This is a genomic window from Pseudomonas protegens CHA0 (assembly GCF_000397205.1).
Classification (GTDB): domain Bacteria; phylum Pseudomonadota; class Gammaproteobacteria; order Pseudomonadales; family Pseudomonadaceae; genus Aquipseudomonas; species Aquipseudomonas protegens.
This window is the reverse complement of record NC_021237.1, coordinates 2706792-2721012: the sequence shown is the minus strand read 5'-3', so window position 1 is coordinate 2721012 and position 14221 is coordinate 2706792. Positions and strand designations below refer to the sequence as shown.

General features: G+C 65.4%; 15 protein-coding genes and 1 pseudogene. 9 read left to right on the top strand and 7 right to left on the bottom strand.

What is annotated here, in order from left to right:
- Window positions 1-24 precede the first annotated feature (24 nt).
- Window positions 25-1014, top strand: a pseudogene (locus PFLCHA0_RS32320) (MCP four helix bundle domain-containing protein); the annotation flags it as partial.
- Window positions 1009-1872, top strand: a complete 864-nt coding sequence (locus tag PFLCHA0_RS32315; RefSeq protein ID WP_370059491.1) for a methyl-accepting chemotaxis protein — start codon at window positions 1009-1011, stop codon at window positions 1870-1872. The pseudogene PFLCHA0_RS32320 and the gene PFLCHA0_RS32315, both read left to right, overlap by 6 nt.
- Window positions 1873-1883: 11 nt before the next feature.
- On the opposite strand, the gene PFLCHA0_RS12345 is transcribed toward PFLCHA0_RS32315, so the two are convergent.
- Window positions 1884-3218 (bottom strand): aminotransferase-like domain-containing protein, encoded by a 1335-nt coding sequence (locus PFLCHA0_RS12345; RefSeq protein ID WP_041752169.1) that lies wholly within the window; start codon window positions 3216-3218, stop codon window positions 1884-1886.
- 106 nt (window positions 3219-3324) lie between these two features.
- On the opposite strand from PFLCHA0_RS12345, the gene PFLCHA0_RS12340 reads away from it, so the two are divergent.
- Window positions 3325-4221 carry a DMT family transporter gene (locus PFLCHA0_RS12340; protein ID WP_015635166.1) on the top strand — a complete coding sequence of 299 codons (897 nt, stop codon included), beginning with the start codon at window positions 3325-3327 and terminating at the stop codon, window positions 4219-4221.
- Window positions 4222-4634: 413 nt separating this feature from the next.
- On the opposite strand, the gene metE is transcribed toward PFLCHA0_RS12340, so the two are convergent.
- A complete protein-coding gene (gene metE / locus PFLCHA0_RS12335; protein ID WP_015635165.1) occupies window positions 4635-6923 on the bottom strand; it encodes a 5-methyltetrahydropteroyltriglutamate--homocysteine S-methyltransferase in 2289 nt (762 codons plus the stop codon).
- Window positions 6924-7135: 212 nt separating this feature from the next.
- Window positions 7136-7465 (bottom strand): hypothetical protein, encoded by a 330-nt coding sequence (locus tag PFLCHA0_RS12330; RefSeq protein ID WP_015635164.1) that lies wholly within the window; start codon window positions 7463-7465, stop codon window positions 7136-7138.
- A 419-nt stretch (window positions 7466-7884) separates the two neighbouring features.
- Here PFLCHA0_RS12330 and yfcF point away from each other — a divergent pair, with 419 nt between their 5' ends.
- On the top strand, window positions 7885-8517 hold the full coding sequence (gene yfcF, locus PFLCHA0_RS12325) for a glutathione transferase (protein WP_015635163.1): 633 nt from the start codon (window positions 7885-7887) through the stop codon (window positions 8515-8517).
- Between the two features lie 72 nt (window positions 8518-8589).
- Here yfcF and PFLCHA0_RS12320 read toward each other — a convergent pair whose 3' ends face one another.
- The gene (locus PFLCHA0_RS12320) at window positions 8590-9120 is read right to left on the bottom strand and encodes a DUF1993 domain-containing protein (RefSeq protein WP_015635162.1); all 531 of its coding nucleotides are present in this window, start codon (window positions 9118-9120) and stop codon (window positions 8590-8592) included.
- 187 nt (window positions 9121-9307) lie between these two features.
- Here PFLCHA0_RS12320 and PFLCHA0_RS12315 point away from each other — a divergent pair, with 187 nt between their 5' ends.
- Window positions 9308-9745, top strand: a complete 438-nt coding sequence (locus tag PFLCHA0_RS12315) for a hypothetical protein (RefSeq protein WP_015635161.1) — start codon at window positions 9308-9310, stop codon at window positions 9743-9745.
- Between the two features lie 13 nt (window positions 9746-9758).
- Here the strand turns inward: PFLCHA0_RS12315 and PFLCHA0_RS12310 are convergent, their stop codons facing one another.
- Together PFLCHA0_RS12310 and PFLCHA0_RS12305 are read right to left on the bottom strand one after the other, a co-directional pair.
- Complete coding sequence (locus PFLCHA0_RS12310) at window positions 9759-10220, bottom strand: methyltransferase family protein (RefSeq protein ID WP_011060697.1); 462 nt, start codon at window positions 10218-10220, stop codon at window positions 9759-9761.
- A gap of 38 nt (window positions 10221-10258) precedes the next feature.
- Entirely contained in the window at window positions 10259-10816 is a 558-nt protein-coding gene (locus PFLCHA0_RS12305; protein WP_015635160.1) for a hypothetical protein, read from the bottom strand.
- A gap of 117 nt (window positions 10817-10933) precedes the next feature.
- Here PFLCHA0_RS12305 and PFLCHA0_RS12300 point away from each other — a divergent pair, with 117 nt between their 5' ends.
- Both PFLCHA0_RS12300 and PFLCHA0_RS12295 read left to right on the top strand, forming a co-directional pair.
- Window positions 10934-11335 (top strand): GFA family protein, encoded by a 402-nt coding sequence (locus tag PFLCHA0_RS12300; protein WP_011060695.1) that lies wholly within the window; start codon window positions 10934-10936, stop codon window positions 11333-11335.
- Between the two features lie 31 nt (window positions 11336-11366).
- Window positions 11367-11732: a hypothetical protein gene (locus PFLCHA0_RS12295; RefSeq protein WP_015635158.1), complete on the top strand. Its 366-nt coding sequence runs from the start codon at window positions 11367-11369 to the stop codon at window positions 11730-11732.
- On the opposite strand, the gene PFLCHA0_RS12290 is transcribed toward PFLCHA0_RS12295, so the two are convergent.
- A complete protein-coding gene (locus PFLCHA0_RS12290) occupies window positions 11729-12352 on the bottom strand; it encodes a cell wall hydrolase (RefSeq protein ID WP_015635157.1) in 624 nt (207 codons plus the stop codon). The two genes, PFLCHA0_RS12295 and PFLCHA0_RS12290, sit on opposite strands and share 4 nt — an antisense overlap.
- A 302-nt stretch (window positions 12353-12654) precedes the next feature.
- Between PFLCHA0_RS12290 and PFLCHA0_RS12285 the strand changes: the two genes are divergently transcribed.
- Window positions 12655-13188 (top strand): RNA polymerase sigma factor, encoded by a 534-nt coding sequence (locus tag PFLCHA0_RS12285; protein WP_011060692.1) that lies wholly within the window; start codon window positions 12655-12657, stop codon window positions 13186-13188.
- Window positions 13181-14155, top strand: a complete 975-nt coding sequence (locus PFLCHA0_RS12280; RefSeq protein WP_015635156.1) for a FecR family protein — start codon at window positions 13181-13183, stop codon at window positions 14153-14155. The genes PFLCHA0_RS12285 and PFLCHA0_RS12280 overlap by 8 nt, the downstream gene beginning before the upstream one ends.
- The last annotated feature ends 66 nt before the right edge of the window (window positions 14156-14221 follow it).

Below are 14221 nucleotides of genomic sequence, written 5' to 3'. Positions count from 1 at the left end.
CCGCGGGCCAGGCGCCCGCGACAGATGTCACCGTGCTATCATTGGCGGGTTTTCCAGGCAGGCCGTGCAACCTGTCGATCCTGGAAAGCACTGGACAAAGGCGCCGATCAGATGCGCCTGCCGCCTGCCTTGTGTGCAAAAAGCCGACGGTGCCGTGGGGCCTGGCCCCACCGCGCACCGCACCGATGCAAACCGCGACTCGCCTCGCCGGTTGTACTTTTTGCCGCCACAAGGAACACAGTCATGCTCTTGAGAACGATGAACATTTCCCGCCGCGCAGGGTTCAGCTTCGCCCTGATCGCCCTGCTGGCCCTGGCCCTGGGAGGTTTCTCCCTGCTGGAAATGCAACGCATGAACCAGCAATCCCTTGAGGTCGACCAGAACTGGCAGCCATCCATCGTTGCCGCCAATGCCCTGGCCCTGACCAGCACCCAGATCCGAACCCTGACCCTGCGCATGCTGGTGGTGCGCGACAGCGGTGACGTGCAGGCCTTGCTGTCGCGCCTCAACGAACTGGAGCAACAGCAGGATCGGCAACAGCAGGCCTATGAAAAACTGATCAACGTCGACGACGAACGCGCCGCCTACGAGCGTTTTGTCGAAGCCGAGGCGCTGTACCTCAAGGACCAGCACCGGATCACCGACCTGATGCGCCAGGGCCACAAGGAAGCGGCGATCGACATCGTCGACGGCGGCCCGTTCCTGGCCAATGCCGACGCCATGCTCAAGGAATTGCTGACCATCATCGACGTCAACACCCGGGGCGGTATCGCCGCGGCGGCGCAAAGCAACCAGGTGTTCAAAGGTGCGGTGGGCATGGTCCTGCTGATCATGCTGGTCGTGGTGGCCCTGACCGTGATCCTGGCCCTGTTCCTGACCCGCAGCATCGTGCGCCCCCTGGGCCAGGCCGTGGAGGTAGCGGAAACCATCGCCCGCGGTGATCTCGGCCAGAGCATCGCAGTCAGCGGCAAGGACGAACCGGCGCGCCTGCTGCACGCCCTGCAGACCATGCAAGCCAGCCTGCGCGGCACCCTGCAGCGGATCGCCGATTCGTCCAACCAGCTGGCCTCCGCCGCCGAGGAACTGCACGCGGTCACCGAGCATTCCAGCCAGACCCTGCACCAGCAAAGCAATGAAGTGGAACAGGCGGCTACCGCGGTCAATGAAATGACCGTCGCCGTGGAGGAAGTGGCGCGCAATGCGGTGAGCACCTCCGAAGCCTCCCAGGAAACCGACCGCACGGCCCATCACGGCCGCGAGCAGGTACAGCACACCGTCGACTCCATCGGCCAACTGGCCGAAGACGTGACCCAGACCTGCCAGCGGGTGGAAAACCTGGCGGTGGACGTGCGCAATATCGGCCAGGTGCTGGAAGTGATCCGCTCGATTGCCGAACAGACCAACCTGCTGGCGCTCAATGCCGCCATCGAGGCCGCGCGGGCCGGGGACGCCGGACGCGGCTTCGCCGTGGTCGCCGACGAAGTGCGGGCCCTGGCCCATCGCACCCAGCAGTCGACCCAGGAAATCGAAAGCATGATCAACACCATCGAGGAAGGCACCGAAGGTGCGGTCAGTGCCATGCGCAACAGCAACGAGCGCGCCCACCTGACCCTGGAAGCCGCCCGCGCTTCGGGGCTGGCCCTGGACCAGATCACCCAGGCCATCACCACCATCAACGAGCGCAACCTGGTGATCGCCAGCGCCAGCGAGGAACAGGCCCAGGTCGCCCGCGAGGTAGACCGCAACCTGATCAATATCCGCGACCTGTCGACCCAGACCTCGGCCGGGGCCAACCAGAGCAATGCCGCCAGCCAGGAGCTGTCACGCCTGGCGGTGGACCTCAATGCCCTGGTGACCCAGTTCAAGCTTTGACGCTTGCCGCTTCAGAAGGCGTAGCGGCCGATCACCTGCCGGACCCTGGCTAGCGCCACGCCCAGATCGGCCATGGCCACCGAGCCCAACGCCAGGCGAATGGCGTGGGGCACCGGGCCGGCGCCGACAAAGGGCTCGGCGGTGGACACCGAGACCTTCTCCCGCAGCAGCGCCATGGCCACCTGATCGGCCCGGACTTCCTCGGGCAAGGGCAGCCAGAGGAAGTAGGAGTTCGGATGGCTGACATAGGCCAGCCCGGCCAGGGCTTCCCGGGCCAGGGCCTGGCGGGCCTGGGCATCCTCGCGCTTCTGGTGCTCCAGGCGCGCCACCGTGCCGTCCTCGATCCAGGCACAGGCCATGGCGGTCATCACCCCCGGGGTGTTCCAGGTGCTGGTGCGGATCGCACGCTCGATCAGCGCCACCCAGGCCGGTGGCGCCACCACATAACCGACCCGCAGGCCGGTGGCCACATTCTTCGAGAACCCCGAGATGTAGACCGTGATCTCTGGTGCCAGGGCAGCCAGCGGCGCGGGAGGATCCTGGGCCAGGAAGGCGTAGGCGGCGTCTTCGATGATCAGCAGCCCGTGGGCCCGGGCAATCGCCACCAGGCGCTGGCGCCAGGCCAGGTCCAGCACCCAGCCCATGGGGTTGTGCAGGGTCGGCATGGCGTATACCGCGCGCACCCGCCGCCGTTGGCACAGGCGCTCGAAGGCCTCCAGGTCCGGCCCCTGCTCGCTCAGGGGAATGGCCAGCAGTTCCAGCCCGTGGGCCTCGGCCACCACCTTGAACCCGGGGTAGGTCAAGGCATCCACCGCCACCACATCACCGGGCCTGAGCAACGCCATCAGGGTGGTCGACAGGCCGTGCTGGGCGCCGCTGACCAGCAGCACCTGCTCGCCCTCCACCACCAGCCCATGGCCTGCCAGGTAGCGCGCTACCGTGGCCCGCTCATGACTGCGCCCGGCGTGGGGCTGGTAGCGCAGCAAGGCTTCCAGGTCGCCGGTCGCCGCCAACTGGCGCAAGGCGCTACGCAGCAGTTCGGCCTGGCCGGGCAACGCCGGGTAGTTGAAGTTCAGGTCCAGGGTGCCCGGTGCCGTGGCGGGCTGGTCCACGCCCTGCCCTGGCGGCAAGGCGGTTTCCCGGACATAGGTCCCACGCCCGGTTTCGCCGCTGACCAGGCCCATGGCTTCCAGCTCGGCGTAGACCCGCGATGCAGTGACCAGGGCCAGCCCTTCCCGCGCCGCCAGCTCGCGATGGGTGGGCAGGCGGGTGCCGGGGGCAAGGATGCCGGTACGGATATCGGCGGCAAAGGTGTCCACCAGTTGTTTGTAGCGGGCACGGGCCATAGGCGCTGTATCCATGACAATTTTTTGATTGTGCTGATTTTCAATCCTAGGATGGGCTCGACACAAGCCCCGCCGCTACGGCCCCCACTTCTTGAGCACTCCCCGAATGGAACGGACATCGACCCTGCAATCCCCAGCCCTGGAAAAAACCGCCAGTGGCTGGCTCAACGGCTTTATCGGCGTGCTGATCTTCAGCGGCTCACTGCCGGCCACCCGGGTCGCGGTGCTGGAGTTCGACCCGCTATTCCTCACCGTGGCCCGGGCCACCATCGCCGGGCTCCTGGCGTTGTGCATCCTGCTGCTGTTCAAGCAGCGCCGTCCGAGCCGCGCCCAGCTCCTGCCCCTGACCATCGTTGCCCTGGGCGTGGTGCTGGGCTTTCCGCTGCTCACGGCCCTGGCCCTGCAGTACGTGACCTCGGCCCATTCCATTGTGTTCCTTGGCCTGTTGCCCCTGGCCACCGCGGTGTTCGGCGTGCTGCGCGGCGGCGAGCGGCCGCGCCCTGTGTTCTGGCTGTTCTCGGTGCTCGGCAGCCTGTTGGTGGTGGGCTATGCCCTGTCCCAGGGCCTCACGGCTTCGCCCGAGGGTGACCTGCTCATGCTCCTGGCCGTGCTGGTATGCGGCCTGGGTTATGCCGAAGGCGCCAAGCTGTCGCGCACCCTGGGCGGCTGGCAGGTGATCTCCTGGGCCCTGGTGCTGTCGCTGCCACTGATGGCCGCACTGACCCTGTTCAGCATGCCCGCCTCCTTTAGTGGCATCAGCCTGCCGGCCTGGGTCAGCCTGGGCTACGTATCGCTGTTCAGCATGCTGATCGGTTTTGTCTTCTGGTACCGCGGGCTGGCCCAGGGCGGGATCGCCGCCGTCGGCCAGTTGCAGTTGCTGCAACCCTTTTTCGGCCTGGCCCTGGCCGCCGGCCTGCTCCACGAGCACGTCAGCCTGGGCATGCTCGGGGTCACCGTGGCGGTGATCCTCTGCGTGGTCGGGGCACGAAAGTGTTCCAAATAAGTACAAGGCAGTGGCGGCGCTTGCCGGGCTGCCACTGATTGCGCGGGGATATGAAGCAAGAGCCGCAAAGGGCTCGGGGGTCAGGTCGGAGAGATAGTCGCGAGCGCACCGAGCGCGATGGTCAAGGCTAAAAATCCAAACAAGAAAAACGCCATCTTAGTCATCAGGCCTCCTGAACAGTAGGTATGCGGTGCAGCGGGCCCGGTCTCCAGCCGTAAAGCCGGCCGGGCGCGCCATTTTCAAACCATGGCTGTTCTGATAACAGACGCAGATGCGCAAGAAAAATACGGATCAGATGCGCCGCACCGGCCTCCGCTACCTGCTTGCTCGCCCTCGCACCACTTGCCCCCGATGCCATGCTGGAAGCAGAAAACCGGAGCACGCCGACGTGCTCCGGTGGCGGGGTTGGCCGATCAGGCCAGTTCTTTACGCAACTGACGGGCCGCGGTGACCATATGCACCAGGGCTGCTTCGGTTTCCGGCCAGCCGCGGGTCTTCAGGCCGCAGTCCGGGTTGACCCACAGGCGCTCGGCAGGAATGCGCTGGGCGGCCTTGCGCAGCAGGTTGGCCATTTCCGAGGCATCCGGCACCCGTGGCGAGTGGATGTCATAGACGCCCGGGCCGATCTCGTTCGGGTAGGCGAAGGCTTTGAAGGCGTCCAGCAGTTCCATGTCCGAACGCGAGGTCTCGATGGTGATGACGTCCGCATCCATGGCGGCGATGGACTCGATCACATCGTTGAATTCGCTGTAGCACATATGGGTGTGGATCTGGGTTTCATCACGCACGCCAGAGGCGCACAGGCGGAACACTTCGGTGGCCCAGTCCAGGTAGTGCTGCCACTGCGCCCGGCGCAGCGGCAAGCCTTCACGGAACGCGGCTTCGTCGATCTGCACGACCCTGATGCCGGCGGCTTCCAGGTCCAGCACTTCGTCGCGGATCGCCAGGGCCAGTTGCCGGGCCTGTACTTCGCGGCTCACATCTTCGCGCGGGAAAGACCACATCAGCATGGTCACCGGGCCGGTGAGCATGCCCTTCATCACCTTGTCGGTCAGGCCCTGGGCGTAGCGGATCCACTCCACGGTCATGGCTTTGGGGCGGCTCAGGTCACCGAAGATCACCGCCGGCTTGACGCACCGGGAACCGTAGCTCTGCACCCAGCCGAAACGAGTGAACACATAGCCGTCCAACTGCTCGGCGAAATACTCGACCATGTCGTTGCGCTCGGCCTCGCCGTGCACCAGCACGTCCAGGCCCAGGCGTTCCTGCACCAGCACCGCGTGGCGGATTTCGCTGTGCATGGCTTCGGTGTATTCGGCCACGCTCAGCTTGCCCTGCTTGAACGACTGGCGCGCCAGGCGGATCGAGGCGGTCTGCGGAAACGAACCGATGGTGGTGGTGGGGAACAGCGGCAGGTCGAGGCCGGCGCGCTGCTTGGCGATGCGCTGGGTGAAGGCTGAGCGCCGCTGGCTGTCCTTGGTGGTGATGGCCTCCACCCGAGCCTGTACCGCCGGTTTGTGGATGCGCGGCGAGGCCGCGCGGCTGGCCTGTACGGCGCGGCTCTGCGCCAGTGCCTTGAGCACCGCCTGGGCCTGCGGCTGGTTCACCGCCTGGGCCAGTACCGCCACTTCCTGGCATTTCTGCACGGCGAAGGCCAGCCAGCTCTTGAGCTCGGCGTCCAGCTGGTCTTCACGGCCCAGGTCCACTGGGCTGTGCAACAGCGAGCAGGAAGGCGCCACCCACAGGCGCTCACCCAGGCGCTCATGGGCGTGCTGCAGGGTGGCCAGGGCTTTTTCCAGGTCGCAGCGCCAGACGTTACGCCCATTGACCAGGCCCAGTGACAGCACCTTGTAGGCCGGCAGGCGATCGAGGATGGTCGGGTACTGCTCGGGAGCACGCACCAGGTCGATGTGCAGGCCATCCACCGGCAGGTTCGCGGCCAGGCCGAGATTCTCTTCCAGGCCACCGAAATAGGTCGCCAGGAGTTTTTTCAGCGGCTCGCGCTGGATCTGGTTGTAGGCACGTTCGAACGCGTTTTTCCAATCCTGGGGCAAGTCCAGCACCAGGATCGGCTCGTCGATCTGCACCCACTCCACACCCTGGGCCGCCAGGCGCTGGAAGATCTGGCCGTACAGCGGCAGCAGGCGGTCCAACAGCTCCAGCTTGTCGAACTCGGCGCCCTTGGCCTTGCCCAGCCACAGGTAGGTCAGCGGGCCGATCAGCACCGGCTTGACGGCGTGCCCCAGGGCCCGGGCCTCCTCGACCTCTTCGAAGAGCTGCTCCCAGCCCAGCTGGAATTGCTGGTCGGCGCCGAATTCAGGCACCAGGTAGTGGTAGTTGGTGTCGAACCACTTGGTCATTTCCTGGGCGTGGGCACCGCCGCAGCAGCCGTCGCTGACGCCACGCGCCATGCCGAACAGGGTCTGCAGCGTGGCTGGGCCATGCTGCGGACGGAAACGCTGGGGGATCACGCCGAACATCAGGGAATGGGTCAGAACCTGGTCGTACCAGGCGAAATCGCCTACGGGCAGCAGGTCGATACCGGCGTTTTTCTGCAGCTCCCAGTGAGTCTTGCGCAGATCACGGCCCACGGCGCGCAGGCCGGCTTCGTCGAGTTCGCCCTTCCAGAACGCCTCTTGCGCTTTCTTCAGTTCACGGTCGCGGCCAATGCGCGGAAATCCTAGAGAATGGGCCAAAGCCATGACATGCAACTCCCCTGTGTTTGATGGGAGCCATTGTCGGCACTCGGCACTTAGTGAGACAAACTCATTTTAATCGCGATGATCACAAGTTCCATTCATGATCAAACAGGCAGATCAGACACTGCCGCAGGAGGCCGCGCGCCCTTCAGGCTCCTGCCCGGGGCGGCCCGGGCCAGCTACAGGCCTGCGACCCGGTGCAGATCTGCGCCCCCTCAGCGGCGAGCCAACTTATACCTCAGGCAATCCTCGTTAAAGCTTTTGCGCAGTGCCTCGGGCTTGATCCGCGAGGGGCTGTCGTAGGTCTGCTCGGTGATGCCCAGGGCCATCATGCGCATCCAGCCCTTGCTGAACTTGTAGGTCTGGATCTTCTGCCGCGCCGCATACAGCGACACCCCGGACAACTTCAATTCCTGGGCCCTGGCGGCAGTGCCCGCCCCCCAGCTGCAGACATACCGGTCATTGGCCGCCAGCTCCCGGGCCTGGGCCGCAGAAGCCCCGCCCAACAGGGCAAACGAAGTCAGCGTAATCAACACATGGCGCATTTTGCGGTCACCTAACCACCTGAAAATAAAGTGATTTTGGCGACACTTCAGACTGCCCGGGGCCAGTACTTTGCCTTCTCGATCAAGGCAATGTGCCTGCCAATGCTGGCCACTCGCGCGGCACAGGCGCACCCGCCGCTGACGCCAGTCGATCAACTGCAACACGCTGAAGCCGGGTTTTTCCGCACCCCGGGAGGGCCCACCGTGGGCCGACTCGATAACCGACGCTAGCCACTGCTGCACGCCCCGGTCCGCCTCCGACGCCCGCCCGCGACTCCAGAACCGCATCGCCACGGCTGCATCGCGCACGGAGGCCGAAACGCCAGTATTCCTACGAGGAATGCACGGATAAAAAACCTGCATTTTATTTATCGACCAGGATCTCCTAGCGTGGGCGCTCCCCCCTTGGAGAGACCGCCGTGACCGCTTCCCGCCCGCGCCTGTACGTCGATGCCCAGTTCACCAGCCCCTATGCCCTGTCCGTGTTCGTGGTGCTGCGGGAAAAGGGTATCGACTTCGACCTGCTGCCCCTGGACCTGGACGCCGCGCAGAACCGCGAGCCGGCCTACACCCGCCTGTCCCTGACCCAGCGCGTGCCGACCCTGGTGCTGGACGATTTTGCCCTGTCCGAATCCTCGGCCATCGCTGAATACCTGGAACAGCTATTCCCGCACAACCCGGTCTATCCCCAGGACCTGCGCCAGCGTGCCAAGGCCCGCCAGGTCCAGGCCTGGCTGCGCAGCGACCTGCTGCCGATCCGCCAGGAGCGCACGACCCTGGTGGTGTTCTACGGCTGCAAGGGCGAACCGCTGTCGCCCCAGGCCCAAGCGGCGGCTAACACCCTGGTGGAGGCCGCGCAGGAGCTATTGGCGGATGGCCGCGACTTCCTGTGCGGCCAGTGGTCGATCGCCGATGTCGACCTGGCGCTGATGCTCAACCGGCTGATCCTCAACGGTGACCCGGTGCCGGCGAGCCTGGTGGACTATGCCCGGCGCCAGTGGCAACGGCCGGCAGTGCAGGAATGGGTGCAGTTGCCGCGGCCGGCGCTGTAGGGCCTGGAGCGCCGGGTGATGCGGCCATCGGCGTTGACCTGACGCTGGCCGGGGAGTCTGCGGCCGGCGCGGCTAGGCTTCTTGCGGTTGGCGCAGGTAGGCGAACATGTGCTGGGCATAATCGGCCTTGCCCAGGGGCACACCGTTGTGCCGCAGGATGTTGTAGGCCGTGACCAGGTGGAAATAGAACTGCGGCGTCGCCCAGTTGCGCGCGAACTCCTCGCCGTTCATGTCGAAGGCAATACCGTTGTGCAGCTCGATGGCGATGGCCCGCTGGCCACTGCTGTCGATCAGCTCGCGGTCCGCCGCCGCCAGGAACGCCAGGGTGTCTTCGATCAGTGCCCTGGCCTCGGCCATACCGGCCGGCGCCTGCAATGCAGTCACAGGCTGCCCGCTCAGGCGCTGTACCGCTTCCCGGGCCTGGGTGCAGGCAAAACGCACCTGGGCCGCCAGGTCATACATGTCCGGTGCCAGCCGCGACTGCAACAGCACCTGGGGTTCGAACCCCCGCTCCCGGGCCTGCTCTTCGCCCTTGGCGAGAAAGCCCTCCAGGGCGCGCAGCATCTGGGCAAAACAAGGAACGGTGAGGGTGTAGATCGACATGGGTGTTCCTCGATGAGATCAAGACACAGGGGCCGGGTGCTGCCCGTCGCCCCGCCATAAAAGCCGATGGATCCTAGCAGATGTCCCCCCTCTCTCAAGCCGCGAACAATGCCAGAAAAGTACCCCTGGGCCGATCCGGCTGGTATGGTGCGCCCCTTGAGAAATACACCGCCTGACAGTGAGGAAAATGACCTTGAGCAGTGAAGCAAAAATGACCGGGGACCTGTTCGAAGTCGACAAGCGCCTGGCCCTCAAGCCCATCGTCGATTTCAACAGTTACCTGCGCGCGGCCTTCGCCGATGGCCCCTGCTCCTGTGGTCGCTGCGTCACCAGCCAGGGTGACGAGAGCGGCTACGACTACCAGCACACCTTCAACTTCGCCGGCCGGGTGGCCAACCGGCGCTTCGCCTCCACCGCCGGCAGCGATGTGCTGCAGGCCCTGAAGAAAGCCTGGCTGTCCTTCACCAAGGCCGAGCTGCCGGCGAGCGGCGATCTGGACCTGGCAACGGTCAAGGAATTCGTCGACCCCCAACTGCACAAATTGCTGGTTCCGCTATTCGTCGCCAGCGGCCTGACCCGCGAAGTGGATGGCCAGTTGCAACTGCAGGCGCAAGTGGCGGCTTGAACAGCCGTACCGCCTAAAGCCAGCGCCGCACACGCTGGCGATACGCCGCAAAATCAGCCCCGAACAATTGCCCGAGCGCCCGTTCTTCGGGGTAGATCTGAAAGCGGTTCATGTACAGGACGAACCCCAGCACGCCGAGCAGCACCAGGGGCGAGGCCAGGTACAGCCCCCAGGCCAGCAGCCACAGGGCAAAGCCGACATACATCGGGTTGCGTGTGTACTGGTAGATCCCCGAGGTGACCAGGGCCGAGGCGCTGGCGGGTTTCAGCGGGTTGACCGTGGTCTTGGCCCGGCGAAAGGCAAGCCCTCCGGCCAGGACAAACAGCAGCCCGGCCATCACCAGCGGCAGCGCCAGCAACAGGCGTGTGCCCAAGCCCGGATCCAGGCCCGGCAAGCCGCGCGCAAGCAGCCCCATCAACACGGCGAACAGGACCGCGACAAGGGGGGGTGGAATGCGGTTTTCCAAGGCCTGCATGGTGCCTCTCTCCTCTGCCCGGGTTCAGGTCCGGGGCGTTACAGGTTGTCCGTCACCCGGCACAGCTTGCTGTCTTTCAACGGGGCCGCAGCATATTCCTTCGAGCCAAGCGGCGCCTGCTTGAGCATCACCGCGCACTTGTACATCCCCGAGGCTTCCAGCTGGTAGTCCATGCCTTCCTTGGGCACGAAGCTGAACAGGTTGTAGCACTGGTTGCCCAGGTAGTGAAACGCCATGGGCTGCCCGGTCGGCACCAGCACTTCGGTCCGGGTACCGGGCACTGCGGGAGTCTGCGGCGCCGCCATGCCCAGGCTTTCACCGTTACGGTTGGCGTAGCCGTCCCGGGCAGCCACCACGACCCCGGCACCGGGCAGGCGGAAATCCACGCAGTCGGACCTGGGCACACCGCGCACCATGCCGTCGCTGATCACCCGCAGGCGCACGGTTTCGCCACCCGGCGGCGTGGAATAGGGCGTGGAAAAGGACCGCACATCGGTCAGGGCGCCGCAGCCGGCCAGCGCCAGCAACAGGCCGGCGAGACCCGGCAGGCGCACGCGCCCTATGCAGGTGTTGAGGGGATGAGGCGATTGACTCACTATGTCGCTCCTTGCGGGTCGGGTTCCTGGGCAGCTGCTGCGATCAGCAGCCGGCGTTTTATAAAGGGTTCACCCACTCGCGGCAATGCTGGCCCTGAAACTTCGGAAACCCTGACCATGCAAAACCAGCATCAAGGCAGTTGCCTGTGCGGCGCGGTGACTTACCAAGTGTGCGGCGCGCTGAAAGCCGTCACCCACTGCCATTGCCACAAGTGCCAGAAGGGCCACGGCGCGGCCTTTGCTTCCTACGCCAGTACGCCGCGTGCGAATCTGGAAATCCGCGACCAGAGATCGGCGCTCAAGGTGTACGAATCCTCCCCTGGCGTGCTGCGCCAGTTCTGCTGCCACTGCGGCTCTTCGTTGTTCTGGCAGGACACCCAGGGCGAATATCGCCAGTGGATTTCCATCGCCATTGCCACCCTGGACACGCCCTTCGCAGCCCCCAGGCAACAGCATTACTGCGTGGCCATGAAAGCCGACTGGTATGCAATCACCGATCAGTTCGACCAAGTGCAATAAGCCACGCCGCACCCAGAGGAATGCCCCTGTCATGACCCGGCACTTCAGCTACGTCTGGCTCCTGCCGTTGCTTGAACGCCCCTACGAATCGGTCGCAGCCGACCTGCCTGGCGCCCTCGCCGGGCTCAGGATAGAACCCCCGCCGGGTGAACCGCTGTGCCTGCGCCAGTTGCTGCTGAGCGCCCTGGGGTCCGGCTCCGAACACTGGGAGCACTGTGCTGTGGCATGGCTGGAAGCCGGCTTCCCGCTGGATCGCGAGCTGTGCGAAAGCCTGCTGCACCAGGTCTCGCAAAAAATGTTCAGCCAGCCCATCCGCCATCGGCTGACCACCCTCGGCAAACGCTGGCTACGCCAGGACAACCAGGCCCGTACCCACGACTCAAACCCACGCCACTAGCGCGCCGCGACGTCCTTGGGTTTGTAGAAGCTGAAGCTGCCGATCTCGGTGGTCTTGATATAGGCCCGGGACCAGTCCGGCGAAACACTGCGGTCGTGAAAGAACAGCGCGCCGCCGGTACGGTCCTTGAGCTGCTGGTTCAGCGCCTTGCGGGCAATTTCCTTGGCGATGGTATAGCGGCCCTCTTCCTCCACCTGGTCGGGCCGGCCATCGCACCACCAGGAGAACTGGCAGGGGCTTTTTTCCGAACCCTGCTTGACCACTTCGCACACCGTCCCGGGAAAACCCTCATGGCCCAGGCGGTTCAGCACCACATTGGCCACGGCCTCCATATCGGCGCTTTCACCGCCCTTGGCTTCCCAGTAGATGGTCCGCGACAGGCACGTGATGGCGTCGTCCACCGGGGCCTGGCCGGCCGGGTCCACGGCCTGCACTTCGGTCTTGGTGATGGGTGCCGCCTGGGGCTCGGCCTTCGGGCTCTCCTTGTCCGCGGCTTTCTGCTCCAGCGCCTGGGCCTTGTCCTGGGCAGCGGCCTGCACCGCCGGCTGCGGGTCGGCGGCCCAGAGCTGGGCTGCGGGCAACAACAAGGCAAAACACAGGGTCCTGACAATCCAGCGCATGATCGATCCTTCCCGAAAAACCTTTACCCCCTGCCAGCGCCGCCCCTGAACGTACCTGGCGGCAGAGCGGCGCAACCGGTTGCAGCATGGCCGGCACAATGGCGCGTCGAGGGGGAGCGAACGGGTCACCGGGGGCCATGTTGAATCGACCATGGGCCGCGCGAATCATTCCCTGGTGCCGCAAGCCCTGCACAAAGCCCAGGACAAGGCTCCCGTGGAAATTCGCTGGTAATGATAAGAATTCTCATTAGAATGCCCAGCCATTCACGCTGAGCCGTATCAGGTAGTGGGAGCAGTGGGCGATGGAAACCGGAGACGACCAGCAACAACTCAGCGCGCTGTTCATTGCACAGCGCGGGGGGCTGATCCGCATGCTTGCGCGGGTGGTGGGGTGCGCCAACCTGGCCGAGGACCTGGCCCAGGAGACCTACCTGCGGGTGGCCAAGGCGCTCAACGCCCGCCCCATCGAGCACTTGCAGCCGTTCCTCTATCAGACCGCCCAGTACCTGGCCTTCGATCACCTGCGCAGCCAGCGCAGCAAACGCCGCTTCGAGTACCAGCCCACCGACGCCAGCCAGCTCAGCGAAGTGCCCACCGCTGCCCCCGGGCCGGAAAGCCATGTCCAGGGCCAGCAGCAGTTGCACTTGCTGCAACAGGTACTGGCCACCCTGCCCAAGCGCCAGCAACAAATCCTGGTTTTGCATAAACTGCATGATCTTTCGCAAAGCCAGATTGCCCAGCGCTTGCAGGTTTCCCTGAGCACGGTGGAAAAGGACCTGCGCCATGCACTCAATGCCTGCATCAAAGCCACCGACCGGCAGAACCCCGATGACTGAACACCTCAGCGCCCTTCCCGGCGACGCCATTCGCGAGCAGGCGAGCTACTGGTTCACCCAGCGTGAGGCCATGACCCACAACCTGCCGCTGCGCCAGCGCTTTGAACAGTGGCGCAACAGCCATGCGCAGCACGCCGAGGCCTACCGCGCCCTGGAAGACCTGTGGCAGGCCAGCGCCTTCGAACAGGCCCTGGAACAGCTGGCGCTGGGCCTGGACCTGCCGGCCGCGCCGGCCCCCGCCACGCCGCGCAGAAAACGCCACCGCACTCGCTGGCTGGCCGCCGCGGCCACGGTGCTGGTGATGCTCGGTGCCGGCTGGTTCGGCGACCTGCCACTGCGCCTGCAGGCCGATCACCTGAGCGCGGTCGGCGAACTCCAGCGCTTCGACCTGGCCGATGGTTCGCACATCGTGCTGGGCAGCGACAGCGCCATCAGCAGCGACTTCAGTAACGCCCGGCGGCGCATCCAGCTGCTGCGCGGCGAGCTCTATGTCGAGGCCTTCCACGACCCGTCCCGGCCGCTGACCATCGAGGCCGGCAGCGCCACGGTGACCGTGGTCGGCACCCGCTTCAGCGTCAACCGCCAGGCCGACGGGGTGACCGTGGCCGTACGCGAAGGCCGGGTACGCCTGGCCGACGAAAACGGCCAGCAGAGCCTGCTGCAAGCCGGCAACTGGCAACAGTTGCAGGGCCACCGGTTGCAGCCCCTGAACCCCGAGGGCAGCGAACGGCAACTGGCCTGGATCAACGGCCGCCTGTCCTTCCAGGACGCGCCCCTGGCCCAGGTTCTGCAAGAGCTGCAGCGTTACCATCGCGCGCCGATCCTGCTGTTCAACGCCGACGCGGCGCAGCAGAAAGTCAGCGGCAACTACCAGCTCGATGACCCGCAGGCCATTGTCCGGGCCCTGAGCAAAGTCACCGCCACCGAGCTCACCCGCCTGCCGGGCGGCATCCTGGTACTGCGCTGAAACACTGCCCGGGGGGGCTGAAAAAAGTTTTACGGCTTTGCCGAGGCCAACCCGTCAGGGTGTTTG